Origin of the sequence: Spirulina major PCC 6313 (assembly GCF_001890765.1) — a bacterium.
Classification (GTDB): Bacteria; Cyanobacteriota; Cyanobacteriia; order Cyanobacteriales; family Spirulinaceae; genus Spirulina; species Spirulina major.
Genome location: NZ_KV878783.1, coordinates 3,535,436 through 3,561,485, shown reverse-complemented (window position 1 = coordinate 3,561,485; position 26,050 = coordinate 3,535,436). Strand labels below are relative to the sequence as shown.

The 26,050-nt window shown below is 53.9% G+C and carries 21 protein-coding genes and 3 pseudogenes; 12 read left to right on the top strand and 12 right to left on the bottom strand.

The window, feature by feature from the left end; translation table 11 throughout:
• Positions 1-36: 36 nt before the first annotated feature.
• A complete protein-coding gene (locus SPI6313_RS15685) occupies positions 37-741 on the bottom strand; it encodes a MotA/TolQ/ExbB proton channel family protein (RefSeq protein ID WP_072621849.1) in 705 nt (234 codons plus the stop codon).
• 96 nt (positions 742-837) lie between these two features.
• Here SPI6313_RS15685 and SPI6313_RS15680 point away from each other — a divergent pair, with 96 nt between their 5' ends.
• Positions 838-1,977 (top strand): 50S ribosomal protein L11 methyltransferase, encoded by a 1,140-nt coding sequence (locus SPI6313_RS15680; RefSeq protein ID WP_072621848.1) that lies wholly within the window; start codon positions 838-840, stop codon positions 1,975-1,977.
• 14 nt (positions 1,978-1,991) lie between these two features.
• Here SPI6313_RS15680 and gghA read toward each other — a convergent pair whose 3' ends face one another.
• The 3 genes from gghA to SPI6313_RS15665 all read right to left on the bottom strand — a co-directional run bounded on the left by gghA (position 1,992) and on the right by SPI6313_RS15665 (position 6,196).
• Positions 1,992-4,472, bottom strand: a complete 2,481-nt coding sequence (gghA, locus tag SPI6313_RS15675) for a glucosylglycerol hydrolase (RefSeq protein WP_217650797.1) — start codon at positions 4,470-4,472, stop codon at positions 1,992-1,994.
• Positions 4,473-4,670: 198 nt separating this feature from the next.
• Complete coding sequence (locus SPI6313_RS15670) at positions 4,671-5,045, bottom strand: DUF1823 family protein (protein ID WP_072623175.1); 375 nt, start codon at positions 5,043-5,045, stop codon at positions 4,671-4,673.
• Between the two features lie 155 nt (positions 5,046-5,200).
• The gene (locus SPI6313_RS15665) at positions 5,201-6,196 is read right to left on the bottom strand and encodes a fatty acid desaturase family protein (protein WP_072621846.1); all 996 of its coding nucleotides are present in this window, start codon (positions 6,194-6,196) and stop codon (positions 5,201-5,203) included.
• 577 nt (positions 6,197-6,773) lie between these two features.
• Here SPI6313_RS15665 and SPI6313_RS15660 point away from each other — a divergent pair.
• Genes SPI6313_RS15660 through SPI6313_RS15650 form a run of 3 tightly spaced genes read left to right on the top strand, consistent with a single transcriptional unit; the run spans position 6,774 to position 11,630 of the window.
• On the top strand, positions 6,774-8,456 hold the full coding sequence (locus SPI6313_RS15660; RefSeq protein ID WP_139276668.1) for a hypothetical protein: 1,683 nt from the start codon (positions 6,774-6,776) through the stop codon (positions 8,454-8,456).
• Positions 8,456-10,288, top strand: a complete 1,833-nt coding sequence (locus tag SPI6313_RS15655) for a SulP family inorganic anion transporter (protein ID WP_072621844.1) — start codon at positions 8,456-8,458, stop codon at positions 10,286-10,288. Before SPI6313_RS15660 ends, SPI6313_RS15655 begins: the two co-directional genes overlap by 1 nt.
• A gap of 25 nt (positions 10,289-10,313) precedes the next feature.
• Positions 10,314-11,630, top strand: a complete 1,317-nt coding sequence (locus tag SPI6313_RS15650) for a cytosine deaminase (protein ID WP_072621843.1) — start codon at positions 10,314-10,316, stop codon at positions 11,628-11,630.
• A gap of 5 nt (positions 11,631-11,635) precedes the next feature.
• On the opposite strand, the gene SPI6313_RS15645 is transcribed toward SPI6313_RS15650, so the two are convergent.
• The 7 genes and pseudogenes from SPI6313_RS15645 to SPI6313_RS15615 all read right to left on the bottom strand — a co-directional run bounded on the left by SPI6313_RS15645 (position 11,636) and on the right by SPI6313_RS15615 (position 19,376).
• Complete coding sequence (locus SPI6313_RS15645; RefSeq protein WP_139276667.1) at positions 11,636-12,334, bottom strand: hypothetical protein; 699 nt, start codon at positions 12,332-12,334, stop codon at positions 11,636-11,638.
• Positions 12,335-12,713: 379 nt separating this feature from the next.
• Positions 12,714-13,283, bottom strand: a complete 570-nt coding sequence (locus tag SPI6313_RS15640; protein WP_072621841.1) for a Uma2 family endonuclease — start codon at positions 13,281-13,283, stop codon at positions 12,714-12,716.
• A gap of 57 nt (positions 13,284-13,340) precedes the next feature.
• Positions 13,341-14,759, bottom strand: a complete 1,419-nt coding sequence (locus SPI6313_RS15635; RefSeq protein ID WP_072621840.1) for a phospholipase D-like domain-containing protein — start codon at positions 14,757-14,759, stop codon at positions 13,341-13,343.
• Between the two features lie 46 nt (positions 14,760-14,805).
• Positions 14,806-15,963 carry an ABC transporter substrate-binding protein gene (locus SPI6313_RS15630; RefSeq protein ID WP_084669063.1) on the bottom strand — a complete coding sequence of 386 codons (1,158 nt, stop codon included), beginning with the start codon at positions 15,961-15,963 and terminating at the stop codon, positions 14,806-14,808.
• 224 nt (positions 15,964-16,187) lie between these two features.
• Complete coding sequence (locus tag SPI6313_RS15625; protein WP_072621839.1) at positions 16,188-17,060, bottom strand: right-handed parallel beta-helix repeat-containing protein; 873 nt, start codon at positions 17,058-17,060, stop codon at positions 16,188-16,190.
• A gap of 844 nt (positions 17,061-17,904) precedes the next feature.
• Positions 17,905-18,519 (bottom strand): annotated as a pseudogene (nusB, locus tag SPI6313_RS25155) (transcription antitermination factor NusB); the annotation flags it as partial.
• An 86-nt stretch (positions 18,520-18,605) separates the two neighbouring features.
• On the bottom strand, positions 18,606-19,376 hold the full coding sequence (locus tag SPI6313_RS15615) for a DUF502 domain-containing protein (protein WP_072621837.1): 771 nt from the start codon (positions 19,374-19,376) through the stop codon (positions 18,606-18,608).
• Between the two features lie 697 nt (positions 19,377-20,073).
• Here SPI6313_RS15615 and SPI6313_RS25150 point away from each other — a divergent pair.
• From SPI6313_RS25150 to SPI6313_RS24045, 6 genes and pseudogenes are all read left to right on the top strand, one after another.
• Positions 20,074-20,163, top strand: a pseudogene (locus tag SPI6313_RS25150) (element excision factor XisH family protein); the annotation flags it as partial.
• 125 nt (positions 20,164-20,288) lie between these two features.
• Positions 20,289-21,515, top strand: a complete 1,227-nt coding sequence (locus tag SPI6313_RS23635; protein WP_175551102.1) for a transposase — start codon at positions 20,289-20,291, stop codon at positions 21,513-21,515.
• Between the two features lie 171 nt (positions 21,516-21,686).
• Complete coding sequence (locus SPI6313_RS15600; protein ID WP_072621836.1) at positions 21,687-22,028, top strand: element excision factor XisH family protein; 342 nt, start codon at positions 21,687-21,689, stop codon at positions 22,026-22,028.
• Positions 22,016-22,366 (top strand): XisI protein, encoded by a 351-nt coding sequence (locus tag SPI6313_RS15595; RefSeq protein ID WP_072621835.1) that lies wholly within the window; start codon positions 22,016-22,018, stop codon positions 22,364-22,366. Before SPI6313_RS15600 ends, SPI6313_RS15595 begins: the two co-directional genes overlap by 13 nt.
• Before the next feature lie 39 nt (positions 22,367-22,405).
• Complete coding sequence (locus tag SPI6313_RS24050) at positions 22,406-23,119, top strand: tetratricopeptide repeat protein (protein ID WP_072621834.1); 714 nt, start codon at positions 22,406-22,408, stop codon at positions 23,117-23,119.
• Positions 23,118-23,606: pseudogene (locus tag SPI6313_RS24045) on the top strand (CHAT domain-containing protein); the annotation flags it as partial. The gene SPI6313_RS24050 and the pseudogene SPI6313_RS24045, both read left to right, overlap by 2 nt.
• 20 nt (positions 23,607-23,626) lie before the next feature.
• On the opposite strand, the gene SPI6313_RS15580 reads toward SPI6313_RS24045, so the two are convergent.
• Positions 23,627-24,196, bottom strand: a complete 570-nt coding sequence (locus SPI6313_RS15580; protein ID WP_072621832.1) for a manganese efflux pump — start codon at positions 24,194-24,196, stop codon at positions 23,627-23,629.
• Positions 24,197-24,408: 212 nt separating this feature from the next.
• Between SPI6313_RS15580 and SPI6313_RS15575 the strand changes: the two genes are divergently transcribed.
• Together SPI6313_RS15575 and arsB are read left to right on the top strand one after the other, a co-directional pair.
• Positions 24,409-24,738 carry an ArsR/SmtB family transcription factor gene (locus SPI6313_RS15575; RefSeq protein WP_072621831.1) on the top strand — a complete coding sequence of 110 codons (330 nt, stop codon included), beginning with the start codon at positions 24,409-24,411 and terminating at the stop codon, positions 24,736-24,738.
• 66 nt (positions 24,739-24,804) lie between these two features.
• The gene (gene arsB, locus SPI6313_RS15570; protein WP_072621830.1) at positions 24,805-25,962 is read left to right on the top strand and encodes an ACR3 family arsenite efflux transporter; all 1,158 of its coding nucleotides are present in this window, start codon (positions 24,805-24,807) and stop codon (positions 25,960-25,962) included.
• Positions 25,963-26,050 lie beyond the last annotated feature (88 nt).

The following is a 26,050-nucleotide window of genomic DNA, read 5'->3' as shown; positions in this document are numbered from 1 at the left end:
CAAGAATACATTCCCTCTAGACTAGCGTTTTCAGGTTCAATTGGGGGTAGGGGTGGACAATTCTTCAGCGGGGGGATCGGCGGGGTGGGGTTGCGATCGCGCCTCATCCCCCTGCAATTCCCAGACTTGACGATAGAGCAATTCCAACTCGCTGCCCACGGCGGCAAAATAGTCCATTTGCTGGGTTTGCAGCGACACCATCACCCGCAACACCAGCAGGGCAGCGATCGCGACAATCATCCCCGCCGCCGTGGTGATCAACGCTTCCCCAATCCCCACCGCCGCTTGGGAGGCTTCCGCCGCACTGCCGCCGCCGCCAATATTGAGGTTATTAAAGGTCGTGATTAACCCCGTCACCGTTCCCAACAGCCCCAGCAGCGGTGCCACCGCCACCACGGTTTCGAGGAACTTTTCCCCCTGACGCATTTTGATGAATTCCTTATCCCCAGCGGCTTCCATGGCGAGGCGAAAGGTTTCCGGGCTGGGACGATTGAGCCGGAGCGGCGCGAGGAGAAACCGACCCAGGGGCAGACTGTCGGAACGTTGGGCGATCGCCTTCGCCTCCTTAAAATCCACCGCCGCCGTTTTTAAAATCCGCTGCGCCACCTGATCCTCTTGGCGCAACAACCGCAGCCAAAACCACACCCGATCCAGCGCACAGGAGAGAGTGAAAACCGATAACACCAGCAGGGGGTACATTACTGGCCCCCCTTTGAGAAAGAGTTCGTACAGGCGAGTCATAGAGGATTAGGCAACAGAACAAGGAGGAATGGTGCAGGATCAGCCCGGCATGATTCAGACCCGATTTAACGACGGAATCATGTTATATCTGGTTTCATGTATAGCATTTTTGGCTACGGCGAAATGATGATGGATGCGGGGCGGATGGGCCCTTACCATCAGGCCTTGAGTGCCGTGGTTCAGCCGGGGATGGTAGTGCTAGATGTTGGCACGGGGACGGGGATTCATAGTTTGATGGCGGCGCAGTTGGGGGCGCGGCGGGTCTATGGGGTGGAACCCGATGGCGTGGTGGATATTGCGCGGGAAATCACGGCGGCCAATGGCTATGGTGCGGTGATTGAATACTATCAGGCGGATGTGCGATCGCTCCATTTTCCAGAACCGATCGACGTGGTGGTGTCGGATCTGCGGGGGGTGTTGCCGCTGTTTGGCTCCCATTTGGCAACGATTATCGAGGTGCGCGATCGCCACCTTGCACCAAATGGGGTCTTAATTCCCCAAGCAGATCGGCTCTGGGCGACGCTGGTGCATCTCCCGGACATTTACCACCAGTATTATCATGCGCCCTGGCAGAGTCAGCCCTACGGGTTTGATTTTTCCGCTGCTCAACGCTACGTGATCAACCGCTGGCGCAAGGTGCGGCTACGTCCGGAAGATTGTCTCGTCCCGTCCCAGCCGTGGGCAACGCTGGACTATCCCCAACTCCAAAGCCCCGATGTCCAGGGGGATCTACAGTGGGACATCACGACGGATTGCCGCTGTCATGGGGTGGGGCTGTGGTTTGATACGACCCTATGGGCGGGGGTGGGGTTTAGTAATGGGCCCGATCAACCGCCGTTGATCTACAGTCAGGCTTTTTTTCCCTGGCCGGAACCCCTGGACTTGCAGCGGGGCGATCGCATCACCCTTCAGCTTCGCGCCAATCTCGTCAATCAACGCTACCTCTGGCAATGGCACAGCACCATCGCGCGAGGCGATCGCCGCACCACCTTTCGTCAAACCACCTTCAACGCCGACCCCATCAACCCCACCAGCCTCGCCAAACGTCGCCACACCCATCGCCCCAACCTCAGCGGGGCGGGACAGATGGCCCAAGTCGCCCTCGCAGCCATGGCGGCGGGGGACAGTTTGGGGGACATTGCCCAACGCCTTGAAGAGCAGTTTCCCGACCAATTCAGTCGCCCCGCCCAGGCCTTAACTTGGGTGACGGAGTTGAGCGATCGCTACGGCGTGTAATCCCGCTTCATGGTTTAAGTGATCTCCTTTTGGGTGAGCAAGACCCCTTGGGTATCCTGTAACTCAAAGGCATCGAGGTTCTTAATCTCTAGGCCGGGGGACGCGATCGCCATCTCCCAATCCTTGCCCTCCAATTGCAGCAAATCGCCCAGCTTAATCTGTGTCGGACTGCCCCCCATATGAGCCACCATCGCGATCTGCTCATCCGGGCGTTCCGGATTACTCCGCACCCCATAAAATACCGTCGTTTTCTCGCTGCTCATCTTATTAAACCGATCCGTCCCCGACAGGTTATGACGCAGCCACGGATAGCGATGGCGGAACTGGCGGAGACTGAGATTATGGGAAGTCTGTGCCGCATTCACCATCCGGGGATAATGACTCACATTACACACCTCATAGCAATCTTCCATAAACCAGCGGGCAAACTGCTTCAGGCGATCGAGATCCATCTTACTGAGAAAACGCAACATCCCCGGACGGCGTAACCCTCTGATTTTAGGCATCTCGCAACTATCACCGCGCCCTTCCACACAGAGGCGAATGGCCTCGACCACTTCAGAAATGTTGTAGTCTTTTTCCTCCATGACCGTATTGAGAGCTTGGCTAAACTCACGCAACTCTTCAATATGCTTGAAGCCCAAGGACTTGAGACGACGAAACGCATGTTTGCGCTTGAACAGATCTGGGGTCACCTGCCAATCTAAAAAGCCCGCCTCTTCCGACACCACCTTCACTCCGTAGCGTTCATCGGTATTCCGAAAGAACATCCAGGGAGCGTGCAGGGTGGCGTTGATAAAGTCCATTGGCAACCCCGGACTAAACCCGTAGACCCACAACGTCACGGCGGGATTGTCGTAGGCTTTGCGCAGCACTTCCGGCAGGGTTTTACCTAAATGCCAGTTGATATCGGCATTGGTGTCCACTTGATTGCCGCGTCGGACGGTGTCGTGGTTGGCGCAGCCGGTAATCCAGCGATCGCCTTCGTACATCACCTCACACACGCGCCGCCATTTTTTTTCCCAGACATCATTCAGCGTCGGTGTATTGTGGGCAAAAATTAACGGCCCCCATTGGTAAGCCTCCGGTTTTAACTCCACGAGTTCTCGATAGGTGGAAATCTCTTCCCAGCCTTCTTGGGGCCAGGGTCGTCCATCTTCGTAGATCGTGAACAATAGACGCTGACATCCTTCGATTTCCTGCACCAAATCACTCATGGCAAGCAGGTAAGCATCATCATATTCAACCCGCCCCGACAGAGGATTAAAGAAGCGGAAATCTTGACCGCCATCCACCCGAATGCCATCGGCTCCGGTGTTGATCTTCCGCCGCTGCATTTCGAGGAAAATCGCCCGCACCATCGGGAGTTGATGGTTAAGGTCTTGCCCGTACATATTGGGGCCTTTGAGGAACTGATGGGGCAGCAACAATTCCGATTGGTTGTCCGCATGGCCGTACACCAGGTCATAAATCACCTGAATGGGCCCCGTGGAAAAGTTATGCAGCGTGCTGATCAAGTCAATCACTTCATTGGGGCGGAGGCTGCTGAGTAAGGCGGCGTTGGTGGTGCTAGAGCCGAGAATCGGGACATCATAGCCCCAATCTTGGGTGTTGGGTTTGGTCAGTTCGATGTCGATGATGCCATCGTCTTCGCCAATGAAGGAGAAAAATTCACTTTCGGGGCTGTATTCGTCGCGGTATTCGATGGTGGGTTCGGTGGGTAAAAATTGCACCGCATCATAGCCCACGTAGGCTTCTTCGACGGGGGAGAGGGTTTCCCCTTGGGCGAGTTTGTCGGAGATGGTTTGGTAGATGCGGGTGAGGCCGGCGAAGGTGCCTTCTTTGGAGGCGGTGCCGATGTGCAATTGCAGGATATTGCGGGGGGCACGGACGCGGGGAATGCGGTTGGTGCCGGCGGAGAGGTGAATGCCTTCGCTTTCGGGGAGGGCGGAGGCGCTGGTGCGCCGGATGTAGTCGAGGTCGGTGCGATCGCGCTGTAAGGCGTTGACATCGTAGAGTTCCGCCGGGGCGAAGATGCCGTAGGGAAGTGAATGGGCCAGGGGATCACGGATGGCTTGGAGTTGTTCGTTTTGATCGATGTAGCGTAACCAATAAAACGAGCCGATTTGATCCTGGTTGCCGGGGGTCATTCCTTCAATCACGCCCCAGTGAAATTCACCCTGCTGCATGAGGTTGAGGCGATCGCGTCGAAATTGCACCACCTGTTCCGGCACACTGACATCAATGGGACTGATCGGGGTGAGGACTTCAAAATAAATTTCGAGTTTCCGCATCACTTGGGCCATCAGTTGCGGTGTCCAAAAGCCAATTTCCACAAGTCCATCCTCTCGATAATGCGCACCGAGACGAGTGGCAAGTTTTAAGCCTTTTTCAAAGATAGTGAGGGAGGAATGATCAACTGCGTGGGCCCATGCGAGTAACTCATGGGTTGCAGATTCAACTAGCTGGATGGATGGTTTTGTGGCAACAGTCACCATAATCTCGGTTTCATAAAATAACGAACGTTTGCACCAACCCACTAGACCGGTCTGGAGGGTGCTCAGGTTGTAACAATAGTTGCACCGTAGCGCATGATCCTAATTTCGTCTTGTCTGATTGGCTACGAGTTGTCTGAAAATTGTGCAATGGCGATCGCAGCAAAGACCCCGCAGGGCCTTGATTGCTGCATCCTGTTATCCCGCTTCGGCTTGTTGTTTTCGGTAACTCAGTAACCAGTTGGCAATGGTGGCACGACGGGTTTGGCGCGGGCCAAATTCGCCCAACTTGTAACCCTTAAAACCCAACTCCTCTTTCAGTAATTGTTTATCGGGTTGGGGGATGGAGCGGGTGAGCTTGACGGTGGGGGGACGATGGGCGATGAAGTCCGGCGGTTCGGGGTAGTCGTCGCGCCAACTGGGGTCAACCGCCTCGGTGTCCCATACTTGGCGGTCAGGGTCATAGCGATAGCCGAGGGCTTGCCAGACCAGTTGATTGGCGATCGCATCATCGACCACATCATTAACAATGTCCCAAATGGTTTGGGTCGTCAGGGGGGGCAGATCAGACAGCATGGGGGATGAATTTTTGGAGATTGCATAATCCAGACCATTATCCGGCCATCGTCCCACATCGTAGAACAACCCAGGCGGATCTTGATCGCCCCACGGCAAACCGCCCCAGCCAAAGGGCCGGGGCGGTGCAAATCGTCCGATTCCCCTAGGCCTTAGCGTTCCGTTTGTCCCACCCGATCGAGATGGCGGGTCACACTGCGCAGGGAGGCGATCAGGTCTTCTTCGACATAGGCGATCGCATGTTGCTGGCAAAATGACTTCACCAGAGGGCTAATCTGCCGATAGCGACTAATCGGAATCCAAGGAAATAAATGATGCTCAATTTGGTAATTCAATCCCCCAAAGTAATCGTCCAACCAACGCGGAATTATCACATTGCGGGATGTCACAACTTGTTGCTCAATAAACGACATGCCATGGTCACCTGATACCGACGGCATCCCAATGTGATTCACAGCAAAGAGTTTCGCCAAGATCAAACCGGACATCATCGTCACAATTCCGTAATTGACCAACGCCATCGGCCAACCCAGCAGTGCGATCGGGATGATTAAATACACCACAAAATGAAGCGGGATGAGCAAAAATTCAATGCGGCATTGCTTGGGGTTTTTGAGCATGTAAAGCCAACTAATACGCTGGAACTCAAAGTTATGAAACATTGCCAACACCCACAACAAATAGGACTGCTGCCGCACCATCCAACGAATCCAAGCCGGGCGCTCAGTGGGATCATCAACATAGAATTTGATGAAATCCCCTTTCATATCCGGATCTAAGGCTTCATCATTACAGTAGCGATGGTGCAAGTTGTGCTTGTATTGCCAGAAGCGAAAACTACCGCCAGCGATGAACGTATCACCAATTTCACCGAGCCAGAGGTTAACCTTACGATGGCGGGAGAGGGAATAATGTCCGGCATCATGACTAAGGAAATAAAACTGAAGATTGCTGATTGTCAAGCCGATAATGGCAGCCCAACGCCACCCACTATCTGCACAGAAAAATAGACCGAGATACGATAGGATATGCAACGTGCCGTACAGTGTTAGACGGCGCAAGAGATGCTTCCAGTCGGGTTTAAAGACACCCGTTTCTGCTACTTCGTGGCGTAGCTTGGTATAGAGTTGTTGACCGGGATTTAACACGTTTTCGCCTCATTGTAGAGCGATGGAATGGGGGGACTTTTCCTCTTTAGCCGGGGCGATCGCCCGGTGAAGGATATCTAGTATTGAAAAAATGTCCCCCAATATCGTCCCATTTTTGGGAGCCGATGGTGCAGAAATCCACTAGAAATATTTTGAATTGCTGTAGAGGTAATCGGGTGCATCCCACTTTTGCAGATTCCCATGGCTTGCCAGGGAGCACCCTCATCCCCCGCCCCCTTCGACATCGCTCAGGGCATCGCTTCTCCCGCAGGCGAAAGGAGCCAAAAGCCCTCTCCATCAGGAGAGGTTTGCAGGAGGGATTGCAGGAGGGATTGCATAACTGGGATTGCATAACTGGGATGCACCCATATCATCCGGTTGAACGGGAAAGAATACCGAGTTGGAACACGATTAGGGTTCGATTAAACAGGCTTCACAGAAGTTTATTGACTGCCCAGGTTGACGGGGAAATCACGGTACACTAGAGGGCCAATTTGTACTTAATATCTTGGTCTAGATACGGTCAATTGTTGACTTGAGTGCTGAAGCATGACTTGAATGCGGGAGAGAAGACAAAATGGCGGAATGTCCGGTGTGTCAAGCTCAATACCTCAAGGGCAGGGTAGAGCGTTGCCATGTCTGCGGTTGGCAACTGTCAAATTCTGGGTTCTCTCGTCTGGGGCCGGTGCGACTCGAACATAAACTCTCTGGAACTGCATTGATGCAGTTTGAGGCGTGGGCCCGGCATATGTGGACGACGGTTCAGCATCAAAAACGACGGATTGCAGAACTCCAAGCGGCGCAATCATTGCCTGAGCCTGAACCGACGGTGGCGCAGTTGTCGCCGAAAGCGTCTGGGCCGGTGGCGCAGTTGCCGCCGGAGGAACCGTTGTCGGATGCGATGGAGTGGATCATGGGGTGTCTTACCCAGGCGGATCAAGAACGATCGCATCTTCTCTTTCAACTGTCGCAATTGCGGGCTGAGGTGCAACGCTTGACGGCGCAGCGGGAGATGTCGCCCCTCAACGGTCGGGAGGGTGACGCTCAACTGCCGGAATGGCAGCGGGCGATCGCGCCTGAGTCTGCCCCGGATCTGCCCTGGGCGGCGATCGCCTCTCTCCAGCAGGAATTAGAGGAACTGCGATCGCAGTTCAAGGCCCAGATCCCGCCCGAACCCGTCGCCCAAAACCCTGATCCCATGGCTCCATTGGAGGCGACCCTCAGCCAAATGAGCCAACGCCTTAATCATGTCGAACAGATGCTGAATCCGACAGAGCTACAGGAGCAAGTAGACCCAGCGATCATGGCCCAGGCGACGGAGCAACGCCAAGCCCTAGAGCAGCTTCGCCACGAGTTCCATCAGCAGCAGGAGCATCAAACCCAAGCCCTAGAGCAGCTTACTGAGACGATCCAGCATCTGCAAGGGGAGGTTGAAGCGGTTGAAGCACAAGGGGCGGCGATCGCGCCTCAATTGGACATCCTCGATCAACAAGCCCAAGACCACAACGCCCAACTGCACGATCACCAACGGCGTTTTAGTCAGGTGAATACCCACCAAACCCAAACCACCACCGAACTTCAGTCCCTTACCGCCCAGCTCCAAACCCTTCAAGGTCAAGTGGAATCGCTCACCGCTCAAGCCCGCGATCCTCACCATAGCCCGACTGCCCTGCTGCGCCAACTGACCCAAACCAACACCCACCTCAATCAACTGCACCAGCAACAGACCGATCTCCAACACCAAATCCAAAGCATTACCACTCATCTGCCGGAAACCCTGCGACAAACGGAACACCGCCTAGAGCAGCAGCAAGTCATTATCCAGCAGGCTCTCACCGCCCAGCAGCAGCAGTTTCAGGACATAGCCCCACAGCTTGATCAGATTCGGGGGACTCTTCAGGTGCAATTGACGCAGTTACAAGCTCAACTCGATCAGGTGCGATCGCAGTTTCACGACCACCAAGCCCACAGCCAAGAGGCTCAAACTGTCCTCAAGGAGCAACAGGCCGCCCTCACCCAAACCCTGCACCAATATCAAGCAGACTCCCATCAAAATCATCATAAAACGCAACAAAACTATGCCGAACTTACCGCCCAATTAGCACAATTAGCTACCTTTTCCGAGCAAATCAATGGACTAGAATCAGGACTAGACACCCTAAAAACAGCCTTCCAAGCCATTCCCCGGGTGATGGTGGCCACACCGTCCCACCGCAACACATCTTCTGTTTACAATCGCTATCAGCACCTGTCAGATTAATGACTTCGTCTTCCTCGCCTTGGTCTTTACCGGCCCCAATCGCCACAGAGCTACGCCCCAAACATCTGCTATCGAGTGCGATCGCGGGCGGTGTCACCGGCATGATTGGGATTATTCGCGGCATTTCCTACGCCGCCCTCATTTTTTCAGGGACATTGACCCCGTACCTGAATGTGGGTGTTGGGATTGCCATTTTTAGCACCGCCGCCATCAGTATTATGGTGGCCCTGTTTAGTTCTCTGCCGGGGATGATCGCCACGCCCCTCGCCGCGCCAACGGCAGTGCTTGCGGTGATGGCGGCGGCGATCGCCGCGCAAATGGCAGCGGACGATCCCCAAATTATGGTGCTGACGGTGGTGGCGGCGATCGCCATTGGCTCCCTCTGTACGGGCCTCTTTTTATGCATCCTGGGGCGGTTGAAACTTGGCCAAGCCGTGAGTTTTATTCCCTATCCCGTGGTGGGGGGGTTCATGGCGGGGACGGGGTTGCTCCTGGTGCGGGGGGGTGTGCAGGTGATGAGTGATCTCCCGGTGACTCTGGCGACGCTGCCCCAATTGATCCAGCCAACCCTGGCTTGGCATTGGGGGGTAGGGGTGTTCCTCGGCGTGGCCTTGCTGGGGGTCACGAAACAGATTGGCCATTACCTGATTTTGCCGGGGAGTTTGGTGTTGATGTTGCTGACGTTCTACGGGGCGCTGTGGGTGACGCAAACGCCGGTCGATGTGGCCCGCGAGGCGGGTTGGTTGTTGCAATCCTCGTCCCAAGGGGGGCTGTGGCATCCTCTGGGTTGGCAAGAGTTACAGCAGGTGGATTGGGGTGTGATTGTGGGGCAAGGGGGCGCGATCGCAACTCTGATGTTTATTAGTTTGCTGTCTTTAGTGCTCACCAACAACGGCATTGAATTAGCCGTCGAAAAAGACATTGACATCAACCAAGAACTCCAAGCCGTGGGGTTAGCCAACCTTGCCGCCGGGCTAGGCTGTGGCATGGCCGGGAATCAAGCCCTGCCTAGCACCTTGCTGGTGCATAAAATGCAGGCCAATCATCGTTTAGCCGGGGTCTTTAAAACGGTTCCCTGTCTCCTCGTTCTCATTTTAGGATCAGATTTTCTCGCCTATTTTCCGAAACCCATTCTCGGCAGTTTGCTCCTCTATTTGGGCATTGATTTACTCATTCAATGGATCTACAAATCGGCGTTTAAACTTCCCTTGGCGGATTATTTAACCATCCTCTTGATCATGGTGGTGATTAACCAGGTGGGATTCCTCGAAGGGGTGTTAGTGGGGTTAGTGATGTCGGTGGTGCTGTTTGTGGTGAACTACAGTCGGATTCATGCCACCCGTGATCAATTTTCCGGGATTCATCAACAAAGTGCGATCGCCCGTACCCCAGAGGAACAGGAAATCCTCGATCGCCACGGTGAAGCCATCCATATTTTGCAACTCCATGGCTTTATCTTTTTCGGCCGGGCCAATCATTTGTTAGAAGCAGTGCGCGATCGCCTTGAGCAGACCCCACCCCTACGCTACCTTGTCCTCGATTTTCACCTCGTCAGCGGCATTGATTCCTCAGCGACGCTCAATTTCACCAAAATTCGTAAACTCGCCACCCAACAGGACATCCGCTTAGTCTATATTGGTCTCACTGATGATCTCGTGACCGTGCTAAAACGGGGCGACGCGCTCGACTCTAGCGCCACTTGTCAACAATTCATCACTCTCAATCAAGGCTTGGCCTGGTGTGAAGAGCAGTTAATCGCGGCGTTAAATCCCTCTGTCAGCACACCAACCCCTGCAACTATCCCGGTTCCATCTCGTTCATCCTCATCCTAGGAATCCCATCGAGATCTCACCCACTATGCTTAATCCTGTGGTGCTTCACCATGACCGGTACTGGTTACTCAATGCCCATTGTCCGGTCACACTGCTCCCGGCCCATTGGCCCGATGGGGGCGATCGCACGGGCTTAACGCCCGTCAATCTCTGCATTGCCGATGGTCAACTGGTCGCCCTCCAACCCGCCGCAGTGCTTCCCTCTGATCCTTTGCCCACATTGGATCTAGAGCGGCGCATGGTGTTACCGGGGTTTGTGGATAGCCATACCCACCTCGACAAGGGCCATATTTGGGAGCGATCGCCCAATCCCGACGGCACATTTACCAGCGCCCTCCATGCCACTCGCACCGATGCCGCCACCCATTGGCATCACGAGGATGTGCGGCGACGGATGGAATTTGGGCTGCGCTGTAGCGAGGCCCACGGCACGACGGCGATCCGCACCCATATCGACTGTGGCAGGGGTCAGGCGGAGATTAGCTTACCCGTTGCTGTTCAACTGCGGGAGGCATGGCGCGATCGCATCACCCTGCAACTCGTTTCCCTCGTCGGCCTAGACGATTTCCTCACTCCAGCCGGGGTGGCCGTCGCAGATCAAATTGCCGACCTGGGCGCAGTCTTAGGGGCTGTGATCTATCCCCATCCCGATCTTGATGCCCGTCTCGATACCGTCTTTCAACTGGCCAGCGATCGCCAGATCCAACAGTTAGATTTTCACGTTGACGAAACCAAAGACCCCACCTCCATGAGTTTGCGGCACGTTGCCCAAGCCGCCCTGCGCCATCGGTTCCAGGGTCACATTCTCTGCGGCCATTGCTGTAGCCTCGCGATGCAGCCCCCCGATGAGGTTGAAAAAACCCTTAATCTTGTGCGTGATGCCGGGATTGATCTGGTCAGCTTGCCGATGTGCAATCTGTTCCTCCAGGATCGCCGCACCGATGGCACTACCCCCCGCTGGCGTGGGGTGACATTGGCCCACGAAGCCCGCCAAGCCGGGATTGCACTATCATTTGCCAGCGACAATTGCCGCGACCCCTTCTATGGCTTTGGGGATCACGATATGCTCGAAGTCTGGACGCAGTCGGTGCGCATCGCCCATCTGGACTATCCCTATGGTGATTGGATTCGTGCGGTGAATGATCAGCCTTCCCACAGTATGGGCTTGGGGGCGAATCGTTTAGAACCGGGTCGCTCGGCGGATTTGGTGATTTTTACGGCGCGATGGTATAGCGAATTGTTGGCGCGATCGCAACACGATCGCCTCGTCCTCCGCCACGGCAAACCCAGCGATCGCACCCTCCCCGATTACCGCGAGTTGGATGATTTAGTGGTGTCGTGAATCCTTTACGACGCTCGCCGCCGTAGACGAATCCCAAGCCCAATCAACGCACCATAGCCCACAATCATGCCGGGTTCAGGCACAGGCTGGGGATCGTCTTCGAGGGAGGTTGCGATCGTCCATGTCCAGGTCAAGTCGGGAGTAGGTTCGTCTGAATAGTAGCGAGATTCAGAGACGGAAAAGGCATCAGAATCACTAGCCCAACCAAACATATATTCATAGTTGATGATTGTTTCATCATTACCAGAAAAGTTGAAAACATATTCGATTTCATCACAGCCATGGGTGTAGCCGCCTCGACAGGGATGAGGCTCATAAATGGTATATTCCCAAATCTCATTTGAGTACTGTTTTGCATTAAATCCTTGATCGTCATCTAAACTAAATGCGAACAGATTACCAAGTTGGTACAGCGATTCATCACAAGACACCTCATAACCCACATCGCAACTTTGCACCATGACATCCGTAGAACCTAGCTCCAATCCCACTTGTTCAGCGGCGGAGATCGCTAGGTCGAGGTCGCCCCACCAGGGTTGTGTTGCTAATTGGTCGGCAACTTCATCGAATGTGCCGGTGATGGTACTGAGTTCGTAGGTTGTGCCATTTAAATCGAGATTAAAGGCCTGTGCCGCATCCATGGGCATCAGACCCAGAGCGATCGCGCTCCCAAAAACCATTGCTTTGGCAGAAAGATTCATCATGTTTGATTAAAAAATTGCGGTGATTAATTGTGGTGAAACAAGGATGCTGTACAGCCGACTGGATAGCCTGAATGACCTCAAATGCTTGCTAGTACAAAAGTATTTATAAAAACGAATATAAACTTTAATTTTATTCAATGTATCAATTATTTACAAAAATGTCAGTGAATACTCTTGTATTAATTATTTACAAAAATGTCAGTGAATACTCTAATTTTTGCGATCTTGGTGAGGGTCAGTGCTTCTCTAAACTCCGTACTTTAAAATTCAAAAAAGGTGCGATCGCCCCGCAAGGCTTTATCTGCTGGGCGATCGCGCCCTCCCCGACTACCGCGAGTTGGATGATTTGGTCTTGTCGTGATAGATGCTGAAAACAGCCCTAATCAAGGGTCAACGTAAAACCCGGCAGCACGGTTTCACCGGATAAAGTGGCTGGAAAATTGATCACCTCAACAGTTTGATCCGGTCGATAGATTTCCACCGTTTGCCCCTGAGGATTAATCAACCAACCGAGCTTGAGACCGCTGGCGAGATATTCTTGCATTTTGTCTTGCAAGGGTTTGAAGCGATCGCTGTCTGAGCGCAATTCAATGACGAAATCGGGACAGAGGGGCGGGAATTGTTTGCGCTGTTCTGGTGTTAAGGCGTTCCATCGTTCGAGTTGAACCCATGCCGCATCGGGGGAGCGATCGCCACCATTTGGTAATTTAAACACTGTTGAGGAGCTAAATACTTTTCCGAGTTGCGTTTGGCGATTCCAAATTCCTAAATCTGTAATCAATTCCGCTTCTTTTTCACCACTTTCACCACCAACCGGGGGCATGATAATTAATTCTCCTGTGACCGTTCGTTCCATCGCAACATCTTTGTTCGCCATACACAATTCATAAAATTGTTCATGGCTAAGGTGCTCAACGAGGGGTTTTAAGCTGAAATGAATCACACTCATAATTGATCACCAGACTGGCTCTAGATTGGGTCTATTTTAAAGCGTTGAGAATTATAATCACCCGCCGCAGGCTTGGGCGGCTTCTTGAATTTTAGTTTCAACGGCTGACGTGATGCCGAGTTGTGCTCCCTTAAAAAGATGGTCAAATTCCTGTTGAAAATGGGCCGCGATCGCAGGATTGTCAATCACTAAAACTGTTTCGTCGTTATTGTGATTCGCCGCTGCTGACCAATTGTGCGACCCGGTAATCACGACCCGCCGATCCATCACCCCAAATTTATGGTGAAGCTTGTCGCCGGGGGGCAGGGCGGGCACGCCGACGGTGGTAATCGGGGCGGCCCAGGGTTGGTTATTGGGTTCTGCTTGGCAGTCTTGCTTGAGGAGCGTCACGCCCAAAAGATCCAGCCCCTCGCTAAAGTCACGGAAGGCAAAACTAGGGTCAATCAGAACGCGGACTTGGGTTCCCTGTTGGTGACGGGTGGCGAGGGTGTTGGCGATCGCCTGCTCAGAAAATACAAAAAGAGCAAGATCCACGCTCTGATTGGCGGCGCTGAGAGTGCGGGCGATTAGGCCGTTGCTGCTCATTTCCCAGGCTTGGGAGGGAGAGGTGGGGGAAAAATGCACCGTGACGCGGGATGCTCCGATGGTGAAAGTTTGGGCGGGTCGCATCGGTTTTTGCAAGCCAAACTTGCTATCGGGACGGCCGCCGGGGCCATCGCCCCAAAGCAGATTAAATTCCTGTTGAAAGGCTTGGGCCAGGGCGCGATCGCGGATCACCAGCAGATGATTCACATTACCGCGACTCACGGCCATGGTTAAATCGCCATGGGTTCCACTGGGGGTAAAATTCGCCGAACCCGTCACCACCGTCGCCCCATCAATCACGACAAATTTATGGTGCATTAACCCCGATCCCTTACTCCCGTCGGCGGTGTCGTCAATCAGTGGCACGCGGGCATTGCGCAGGATTAAAATCGCATCATTTTGGGCCAGTTCTGCCGCCGTCACTTGGCCATCGCCATCCTGATCCGCCAAGGCCGCGATCTCAGCATCGGTATTGCTGCGACCGGGGCCAGATCGCTCGCTCTCCGGCCAGGGTTGGTTATAGGTATTTTCTAGCACCACCCGCACCCGCACCCCCGCCGCCTGTTTCGCTGCCAAGGCCTGGGCAATTCGGGGTAAACGCAACTCCTGCACCGCCACATCAATGGACTGCTGCGCCTGTGCAATTTCTTGCAAAATCACCCCTTCTAGATCATCCCCCGGCCGCTCGATTTGACGGTAGGGGTCGGTATAGTTGGCCCCTTGGGCGGTGTTGTGGTTGAAGTAGACGGGGATTTGGGGGTCTTGGGGGAGGGGGGCGGGCCGTTGGGCCGCGGGTAAAACGGTGGGGGCGAGTTGGGCCGCTAACCGGCAACTATTTAACCCCAAACCCAGCACACACACCAGAGGCACAAACAAACGCCGCATCACCATGGGAGACGATCCTACTTCTCAACGATTCACCCCTTAAGAATAGTCCTTAATCGGGGGTGACGAGGCGATCAAACACGCGATCGCCCCCATCAATGCGAATAATGGCCGCCCCTTTAATCGGATCGCCGGTGCGAGAAAATTTAATGGTACCCGTCACACCGACGTATTGGATGGCGGCGAGGCGATCGCGAATCTTCACCGGATCAAGGGAATCCGCCGCCCGAATTGCCTCAATCACCAACTGCACCGCATCATAGCCCAACGCCGCCGCCGAAGTCGGCAGCCGCTGATACTCCGCTTGGTAAGCCGCCACAAAGGCTTGAGAGGCAGGCGTACCCAAATCCAGCACCCAATCTGAGGTGTAATAGGCTCCCGCCAAACTCGGCTCACTCACCTCCGCCAACCCACTCCAGGCATCCCCACCAATCAACACCGCCTCAATCCCCAACTCGCGGGCTTGCTGGGCTTGGAGGATCACTTCTGCCGGATAGTTGGGCAAAAACAGCACTTCTGGATCAGCGGCGCGAATGGTTTTGAGTTGGGCTTGAAAATTATTTTCCCCCGTCACATAGGATTCTGACGCGACAATTTTGCCGCCCCGTGCGGTGAATGCTGCGGTGAAGATTTTCGCGAGATCTTGATTGTAATTGCTGGCAACGTCGTAGAGGATGGCGGCCCGTTGGAGGTTGAGTTCATGGGCGGCAAAGGTGGCGAGGACTTGCCCCTGGAAGGTGTCGGTGAAGGTGGCGCGGAAACTGTAGAGTTTTCCGGCGGTGGTGTCGAGGTTGGTGGATTTGGAACTGACCATCGGCACTTGGGCCTGTTCGGCGACGCTGGCGACGGGGGTCGCAATCCGGCTGAGGGGAACGCCAACGAGGGCGATGATATTTTCTTGGTTGATCAGTCGGTTGGCGGCGGCGACGGCTTGGTTGGGGTTGTCTTGGTCGTCGGCGGTCACTAATGTAATCGGGTACAGGGTGCCATCGATGGGAATTCCGCCTTGGGCGTTGACCTGTTGAATGGCGAGTGTAATGCCGTCAAGGGTGGGCTGGCCGGAGGTGGTGGCCACATCGCCGGTGAGGGGAGCGATCGCACCAATCCGAATTTCCGTAATTGCTGGGGAACTACAGGCCACAAACACCGCCACCATTAAACCCACTGCAAACCAACTGCCCTGTTGCCACAGTTGCCACATCCTTGCCATACTGATTTCCACAATTCTGCTAGGGCTATTATGCGGGAAAATTTCCACCCTGCAACCCTCCAATTGAGCTTTTCTGAAATGCGATCGCCCCTTGACCCGCAGTTTCGTCGCGATCGCCCGCTTGCAATCACTACACTCCCCAAGCCTCCACTTCAACTATGGTGATTTGTTAACACACCCTATTTAATCCACTGATTGTGTCATTTTGACTTTTGAACAGCGTCTCACACATCGGTGAAGGTATTATCGGTAAACCGCACATCATCGAGGCGCAATACTCCCGGCTGATTCATTAATTTGGTGCTGCTGTTGTTGATGAATTGGCAATCTTCGAGGGTCACGGCAGGACTGTCCACGACATTAAAAAAGGCATCCCATTGAGCGAGGACTTGATTATTGCGGAATTGGCAATCTTCAAATTGCACTTGGCGGCTGCGTTCGACGTGAACGAGGTTGTATTGGCGATTGTTCAAAAATTGACAGTCTTCGAGGTGAATGTCCTCGCATGCGGTGAGGTAGAGGATGCCGTAGGTGCATTCATAGATTTGACTATCTTGACAGTGGAGTTCGTTCGTCCGCGCGGCCCAAATGCCGTAGGTTCCACTGCCGAAAAGCTTTAAATCATCAAGTTCGATGCGATCGCAGTCTGTGAATTGCAACACAGCACCGTTACAATCCCCCTCATCGGGCCAATGCCCCGCCTCAATCCGTTTGAGGGTGATGTCTTGGCAATTGTCGAAGCGCAACACATCGGCGTAGCGGGGCTGGGTGTAGATCTTGGCACTGTGGTCTTTGGGGCCGATGATGGTGAGGTTTTGCACATTGCGGATCACGGCTTCGATGCCATCGTAAACCGCTTCAAAGGCGATGTGGGGCGATGATTCCGTGAGGGTGTCGGCAATGGAGACGAGATCATACACACCGGGGCGCAGGGTAATGGTGCGATCGCTGCCGATCGCGTCCCACAGTTCGCGGCTGGTGCTGACGGTGATTCTGGCTCGCCGTGCTGCCAAGCTGGGGCGGGTGAGTAGTAATTGAGTGCTGCCGAGGGCGATCGCGCCCCAGAGTAGTTGTCGCCGCGTGATACCCTGTCCCATGACTTGACCTCAAAAATTTTGCTGGTTAGGTGGGGATTTCAACCCAGACAATCGTATCCTAAAAACTCGGCGGCAAGTCGGGCCAGGATTCAGCGTCGAGGGATAATTCTATCTCTGGCTCGGTATCTGGCTCGATATCTGGCTCGATATCTGGCTCGATATCTGGGGCAGGGGCTGTCAATTCCGGCTCGGCGATCGCCTCATCCCCAACCAGTTCATCTAAATCCGATTCAGGCGCGATCGCCTCATTGACAAGCAGTTCATCTAAATCCGATTCAAGCGCGATCGCACCGATATCCGGATCACTCCCACCTGATTCAAGCGCGGCGGACTGATCAGCGATCGCCTCATTCACAATCAGTTCATCTAAATCCAGGGCATCAGCCCTGTCCGGAACCGACTCCGGGCGGGACGCGGGGGGGACAATGTCCGGATTAGCCGGCCCAGGGTTAGGAATTGAGGCGGGTTGAGGCTTGGGGGTGGCTTTTAAAATCGGTTTTTGGGTCGGTTTGGTGGTTGAGGGGGGCCGTGGGTCAACCCGGAGGATTTCTTGACTGGGTTTCGTCCCAGGACTGGGGGCCTCGGTGGGTGGCGCGATCGCTTCTGGGGAAGCCTCCGGGACAGCGCGGGGCGTTGTGCGGATCGGTTTTACCTCCGGGCTGGGGAAGGCGGTGGGGGGTGCGATCGCCTCTGGGGGAGCTTCAACATCCGGGGTAATCTCTGGAGCAGGGGGAAGATCCGGTACGGGGTCAGGCTGGGGGATGGCAGCCGGAAGCGGTGCGGGGTCAGCCGCCTGGGGTTCTGAGGGGGGGGTGGCCGCCGGATTGAAGGCAACGGGGTATTTATGGCTTGTGACGCGACGGAGCACCCCATTGATAAACCGTGCCCCTTCTTCATCGGAGTAACGTTTTGCCAGTTCCACCGCTTCATTAATCGCTACCCGCTCCGGCACGTCCAAGTAGCGCATCTCCGCCACCGCCATCATCAGAATTTGTCGATCCAACTGGGGTAACCGACTCAACGACCAATCCACAAGCGATCGCTCCAACTCCGCACTAATTTCGGCCCGACGACGCTTAATCGTCCCCACCAACGCAAAGGCATAGTCCCGCACCACTTGTTGATTCGCCAAATTAATAAATTCCGGCAAATCCAACGCTGCCCCCAAGCGATTAATCGCCTGTTCCGCCAGCGTCAACCCTTCGCGCACCATCACCCGCGCACTATGGACATCGGGGGCCCGCACTTCACTTTTATTGAGGCGATCGCTCCCCCGGCGCACCTCCATCCCCGCCGTTTCCAACGTTTCCCGCACGTCACTCACCAACGTACGCACCGCCGCCAACATTAAATTACTCAGATCCTGTTGGGCTAATTTTTCATCGTTACCGCTGGCTTGGCTTAACCCCAGGAGGGCAAGTTCACGAGCAGTGCGGCGAGGCTGTTGGCGGGCTGACATAGGTTTTGGGAGATAGGCACGGCAGAGGTCGCACCAAAGGCGCGATCCATCAGTTTACCGAAAAACGAACTCTGAGACTAGACGGATCACGATGATCCCGGCGAATACAGTTCTTCATCACGGGATAGAACGGAACGTTCCGCCTCAACGGTGTTGGCCGCATCCACCGCCACCGAACCGTATTGGGGCGATGAGACCGGCTTGGCGTTTAGGGGAATTGCCGTATCCGTGGTGCGCGGGCTAACGATCCCGCCAGAAATGAGCACTTTAAACGCATCTTCAATGGAAATCGGCAGAGTAATCACCTCCGCTTCCGGAATCACGGCGTACCATCCTGACGTAGGATTCGGCGTGGTGGGGATAAAGACACTGAGCATCGGTTCCGAGAGGTGAGTTTGGAGCGCCGCGCTTAATGTCCCAGTCACAAAGCCAATACTCCACACCCCCCGCCGAGGATATTCAATCATCACCACCCGCCGAAACTTTGTTTTCGAGTCTTGGAGGAGGGTTTCAAGGATTTGCTTGAGGGTGTTGTAGACAGAACCCGCCAGGGGAATCGATTGCAAAATCCGTTCCCCCACATTCAGGAGCCATTGCCCGACAATATTTCGCGCCATTAACCCAATCAGCAAAATACACCCCAACGGCACGGCCAACCCGACGAGCAAATTGAGGAGATTGCTCACGATTGGGTGCAACCCTTGGAAGGGGTTGAGTTGCTTGGGAATTTCCGTCAAAAAGGCAATCACCCAGCGCGTGATCGTCAGGGTGAGCCAAATGGTGGTGGCGAGGGGGATGATCACCAGTAAACCGGCGATCAGGTCATTTTTAAAGTCTTGCTTTAAACGTTGCAACACCGAAGGGGGATTCTCCTTGCTGACGACAGAGGTACTGGGGATGAGGCATGGTGGGTGAGGCGATCGCTAAATATGCGAGAGGGATCACTCAACCTTGCTTTAGTCTAGCGAGTTCAGGCGGATGGAGGGGAGGCGGCATTAAATCCCGGACGATGGTGCAAAAATTTGGGGATTGAGCGTCAGACAAAGGACAGGCTTGGTGACATTTTATACTAAATTCCGGCGCTCTGATCATGAACAACACCCCCCAGTTATGGAATCGTCAGCCTGTCAACCAGACCTTGGCGTGCATCTTTACCGGCTCCGACTATCTACAGACTGTGGGCATCAATCTGCATCGGTGCGGAGGGGGGGAGGGCACTAGGGCAAGTGGAGAGCGGCACGGATTTTGTTGCCCTGGATCTTCAGTACGGGACAAAGGTTTGGATTGTAGGCTTGTTTGAAGCATGAAGCCCAACAATGGCAAGGTAGGGGCGCAACGCTTGCGCCCAGTGGGTTGGTGTCAACGGAGGGGTTTGACGGTATGGGTCTAGCGGTTTGGTTGTCGGGTCTTTGGTTGTGGGGTTGCCGGGTGGGGTGATTCTAACCCATTTTGGTTAGAATCGGGGGAATAATCGATCCTCCGCGAGATTACGACCTAAGGGCAAGCCCAATATGCCCTAATTCAAAAATCTAGCTATTATTCACCTGATCCACAATGGCTAAAGATCGATTTCATTTTATTGTTAGGAATGCACTAGAAAAAGAGGGATGGACGATTACAGACGACCCGTTATTTTTACGAGTTAGTCCACAAATTGGGATGTTGATCGTAAGTATTCAGGTCATGAGAATTTGGCCTGATTGACTGACAAAAGAAGTGGTAGGGATAGCTAAAGAGGTTGCCCTGACTGAAATACAGAGAATTAAGAAATGGGAGTCAGTCCTCTAGAATTGAGTTACCACAACAAAACTCTGGAGAACTGTGAAAAAAACTCCCAAATTTACAATGCCCTGAAAACCTGGTTGGGTCAAGACATCCCCTGGGCGCATCTGAGCCACCTGACTACCTGCATCTGGATGGTCATCGCCGTCATCCAAACCGGAGCAGTCAACCTCACGAAATGGCTGCCGTATCTGCCCTGTCGAGGATTGTTTGCCCAAAGTAAACAGCGGCGAGTCCGACGCTGGCTGGGCAATAGCCGCATCAATATTCATCGACTCTACAAACCCATCATCAAAGCCGCCTTAGCCGATTGGCAGGATGAGGTGATGTACCTGAGCTTAGACACCTCACTATTTTGGGATGAGTATTGTCTGATTCGGGTGGCTGTGGTGCATCGCGGTCGTGCTTTACCCCTAGGCTGGCGTGTGTTGGCTCATCCCAGTGCCTCGGTTGCCGCCAACACCTACCGAGAACTGCTCCAAGATGTCGCTCGACTCCTACCGCAAGGGGTGAAGGTGGTGCTGCTGGCTGACCGTGGCTTTGTGCAGACGGAGACTATGACGCTGGTGCGCACCTTCGGCTGGCATTATCGCATCCGCATCAAAAGCAATACCTGGCTTTGGCACTCTGCCAAGGGCTGGAGCCAACCAAAAGCGTTTCATCTCAAACCCGGTGAAGCCCTCTGCTGGCACAACGTCAAACTTCACAAAGGTGAATGGTATGGTCCGGTTCATGTCATTTTCGGTCGCAACAATGTCAATGGCGAGTTTTGGGCGGTTGTCAGTGATGAACCGACCCACCTCCAGACTTTTGCTGAGTATGGTCTCCGGTTTGATATCGAGGAGGCGTTTCTCGATGACCAGTCTGGGGGTTGGCACCTCCAATCTTCCCAACTTCGCTCAGTTTGTGTTCTTTCCCGTCTCTGCTTCATTCTGGCTCTGGCGACTCTCTATGTCTCAGCTCAGGGTCTTGAGGTTGTCCAATCGGGCAAGCGTCGCTGGGTTGACCCCCATTGGTTTCGCGGCAATAGCTATTTTCGTATCGGTCTTGAGTGGATTCGTACTGCTCTCCTTGAGGGCTGGCGCTTGATTCGGCTTGTTGCTTTCTTTTCTAATTCTGACCCTGAACCGGCTATGGCTTCTCGTCCTCAGCATCGGCAACGCTCTTATCGCCTTGAATTCCAGTTTTGCTCTTTTTCTTACTCCCCTGACTGAATCTTTTGTCCGTCAATCAGGAATTTGGCTGTGAGCATTGCTCAGTATGGGTTTCAGCTATTTCGGGCTATTTTGTTATTCTCAATAAACAAGGCTGTAATCCCTAGTCTTGCGTACTTATTGAGAATGAACTGTTAGTTTAGAACTCACCTCGATTTTGAAAGCCTTGCTGTGACTGCGTTTCAAGTACCTGAATCCTTACTGTTGATCGATTTGGCGGCTCATCAAACGATCAGCGCAATGAGAGCAGAGGAAAAAATTGCAGTTGAAATCAAAAGTTTTATTGGTCTCTCGAATTTGCATGAATACCATCTCGCCCTGGGTCAGTTTCTCAACTATCGCCTAGCTCTGAAAACGATAAAACCCGATCGTGTTTTATTTCTTGCCGTTCCCAGAGATGCCTACCAAGATTTTTTCACGGACACTTTTATTCAGTCTTCGTTAAGAGAATTTGCCGTAAAACTGATTATTTTTCATCCCACTAAGGAGGTTATTTTAGAATGGAAGCATTAAATTATAAGGGACTCATTAAGCAAATTATTTTGAATTATGTTAATGCTGTGTCTGGGGAGACAATGCAACCGATTGAAACCCAGGTGGTTTTTGATGATGAACAGGGGCGATACCTGGTTTTAAATGTGGGTTGGCAGGAGGAAGATCGCGTGTTTGGTTGTGCGATTTATGTGGAGGTTAAGGTGGATGAAATTTGGATTCAACGGGATTTTACGGAGCCGGGAATTGCGTACCAATTGATGAATTTTGGTGTGCCGGAATCGTGCATTATGTTGGGCTATCGCTCTCCGGCTATTCGTGAGATTGCGGCGGCGGATGTGACGATTAAGACGGTTTAACTCCAAATTCTATTGATTCTTTAGAGGAAACAGTGCGTGATGCGGTTATCGGCGCAGGTGTGGAGCGGTTTGATCGCAGGTTTTTTAGTGGTGGGCTTGCCGGGTGGGGTGACGGGGTTGGCTGGGGTTGCGATCGCGCAGACGGTGGAGGAGCGGCAGGCTGAAACCGATCGGCTGTTTCAGCAGGGAATTCAGCAGTATCGGACGAGTCAATTTAGTGTCGCGTCAAAGTCTTGGGAGCAAGCCCTGGCACTTTATCGGAAAATTGGCGATCGGCAAGGGGAAGCTATCTCCTTTGGCAACTTGGGTCTGGCTTACGATTCCCTGAGTCAGTTCCAACGGGCGATCGCTTTTCAGGAACAGTCTCTGGAAATCGCACGGGAAATCAGCGATCGTCGAGGGGAAGCGAACTCCCTCAATAATTTAGGACTTGCATTGCAAAACCTCGATCGCCCTCCCGAAGCTGAACAACAACTTCTCGTCGCAGCTAAAATCTACGAATCAATCCGCGCTGACCTCGGCGATAACGATGCCAACAAAGTTTCTATCTTTGAACAACAATCCACCACCTATCGCCAACTCCAAAAAGCCCAAATCGTGCAAAACAAAACCACCGCCGCCCTCGAAACCGCCGAACGCGGTCGCGCCCGCGCCTTCGTCGAACTCCTCCACCGCCGCCTCAACCCCGACGACCCAAACGCCACGATCCACCCCCCCAACCTCGCCCAAATCCAACGCATCGCCCAAGCTTAAAACGCCACCCTCGTCGAACATGGTTGCACAGATGCAAAATGCAGAAATTATTCATCTCGCCACCCATGGCCTACTCGATGATATTCGCGGCATGGGAAGTGCGATCGCCCTTGCTCCAGACTCCAACTTTGAAGCCCGACCGGGTGAAGTGAACGGCCTGCTCACCGCCGAGGAAATTTTCGATATGGATTTAAAAGCCGATCTGGTGGTTCTCTCAGCCTGCGATACCGGGCGGGGACGGATTACCGGGGATGGGGTGGTGGGGTTGTCGCGATCGTTCATTTCAGCAGGCGTTCCTAGCGTTTTAGTCTCCCTCTGGCAAGTCCCCGATGCCCCCACCGCTGACCTGATGACCCGATTTTATCAACAGCGCGAAAGCTTGGGGAATAATGCCCAAGCCCTGCACCAAGCCATGTTACAAACCATGCAAACCCATCCCGACCCGCGCAACTGGGCCGCCTTTACCCTGATTGGCGAGGCGGATTGAGGGGTGGCGATCGCAAGGGATTAAGCCCAGGATGCGTAAACGCCCAGGAGAATTAACCCTAAACCCGCTAACCAATCGAGGCGACACCGTTGCCATTGGTGGGTCAAAAGTCGCCCCAACCACACGCCACCCCCAATCATCACCAAACTGGAAAGCAAGCTTAAGCTGCTGGTTGTTGCTACATCAAGGTGGGTCATCCCGGCGCTGATGCCGGTGCCGATGTTGCTGAGGGTGAGGGCTAACCCCAAAAGCACTGCATCGCGGAGACTCATGCCATTGTTAACGGGAGGCGCATCAGCAGGCGAGATCGGCGCGTGACGCGATCGCCAAAACTGCACCAGTACCACCACCCCAATGACAATTAACAGCGAACTCCCCAAGGATTGTGCCCATTGAGGCGAAATGAGGGAGGCGATCTCATTCCCTAAACTCATGGAACAAAGGGTGCTAATCCCGGAAAGGGAGGCGATCGCACCATTGGCTAGCCAGCCAATCGTTAAGCGTTTAAAGCCATAGGCAACCCCCACCGCTAAATTATCTAGATTGGTGGACACAGAGAGGATAGCAGCAGTGACGATCGTGTCTATCATGGCTCTAGTCTCAGTGGTGAGGGATAAATCAAGCTACGGTAGTAAGGGTGACTATTCCGCACAGGTGCTGAATGGGGGGGCAGAGTTGCGATCGCTTCCTCATATCTGTTGCGAAACAGAACAGACCGCAACAGTGGGTCATGAAACAGGATCACAACGTCGCTATTGTGACACATCCCTTCAAGATTTGTAACAGAATAGGTTAACCCCCCATGACGCTCAACACCACTGATCCCCAAACCTTAGCGACCTTGCGCGATCGCTTTCATGCCCTGTCCGATGGGTTGCGGTTGGAGGTGCTGGCCATCCTGCGCGATGAAGAGCAATGTGTGTGCGACTTGTGCGATCGCCTCGCCGTTGCCCAGTCAAAACTCTCCTTCCATCTCAAAATCCTCAAAGAGGCGGGTCTCATTCAATCTCGCTCCCAAGGCCGTTGGGTTTATTACCGCCTCGATGGTGAGGCGATCGCGCAACTCGAAACCGCGATCGCCCAATTTCGCCCCACCACCGCGCCGAAACCCGCTCGCTATTGTGATTCATAGTTCATCAACTTTTTTTGATGTATTTCTGTTACGCTATATCCATCAACTTTTTTTGATGTGAGCGTGATGAATCCTCAACCCAGCCTCAACCCTACCGCCATCCAAGCCGGGGGCAAACTCAACCGCTTTGAAAAATACCTGACGCTTTGGGTGTTTCTCTGTATTGGGGCGGGCATTCTCTTGGGGCGGTTGTTGCCTGGCGTTGCGATCGCCCTCGACGCGCTCAGTCTTTATCACGTCTCGATTCCCATCGCCCTCTGTCTCTTTGCCATGATGTACCCGATCATGGTCAAAATCGACTTTTCCCAAGCCGTCAAAGCCGCCAAAACCCCAAAACCCGTCGCCCTCACCCTCGTGATCAACTGGCTCGTCAAGCCCTTCACCATGGTGCTCTTCGCCCAGTTCTTCCTCGGCAATCTCTTCCGCCCCCTCCTCACCACCACCGAACTGATTCGCGGTACAGAAACCCCCCTCGCCAGTTCCTACATCGCCGGCGCGGTCCTCCTCGGCATTGCCCCCTGTACCGCCATGGTCTTGATGTGGGGCTACCTCTCCTACAGCAACCAAGGCCACACCCTAGTGATGGTGGCGGTGAACTCCTTGGCGATGCTTTTTCTCTACGCGCCCTTGGGAAAATGGTTGCTCGCGGTGAATGATTTAAGCGTGCCGTGGCAAACCATTGTCTTTTCGGTATTGATCTATGTAGGTTTACCCCTCGCGGCAGGCATGGCAAGCCGCGTCTGGATTCTCCGTCATCGGGGCCGCCCTTGGTTTGATCAGGTTTTCCTGAAAAAACTGGGGCCGATTTCCACCCTCGCCCTGTTGATCACGCTGGTTCTCCTCTTTGCCCTCAAAGGCGATTTAATCATTCAACATCCGCTGCATATTCTCCTCATTGCTGTGCCGCTGTTGTTGCAAACAACGATCATTTTTGGTTTGACCTATGTGGCGGCGTGGGTGTTGAAGCTGTCCTACGAGGATGCGGCTCCGGCGGCGTTGATTGGGGCGAGTAATCATTTTGAAGTAGCGATCGCCACCGCCGTGATGCTCTTCGGTCTCAACTCCGGAGCTGCCCTAGCCACCGTCGTCGGGGTCTTAATTGAAGTGCCGGTGATGCTGCTTTTGGTGGAATTTTGCAAAAAAACGGCCTTCTGGTTTCCCCGTGAACCCGAAAAAGCCACCCTCTGCGATCCCCGTTGTGTCACGGCCCTACCGGATCGCTAGGTTCACTTTGGGGGACAGAAAGATCTGGCTCAACTCCCGTTACCTGCGCAAGGCATGAAATTTCGCCTCCGTTATTCTCAACCCAACC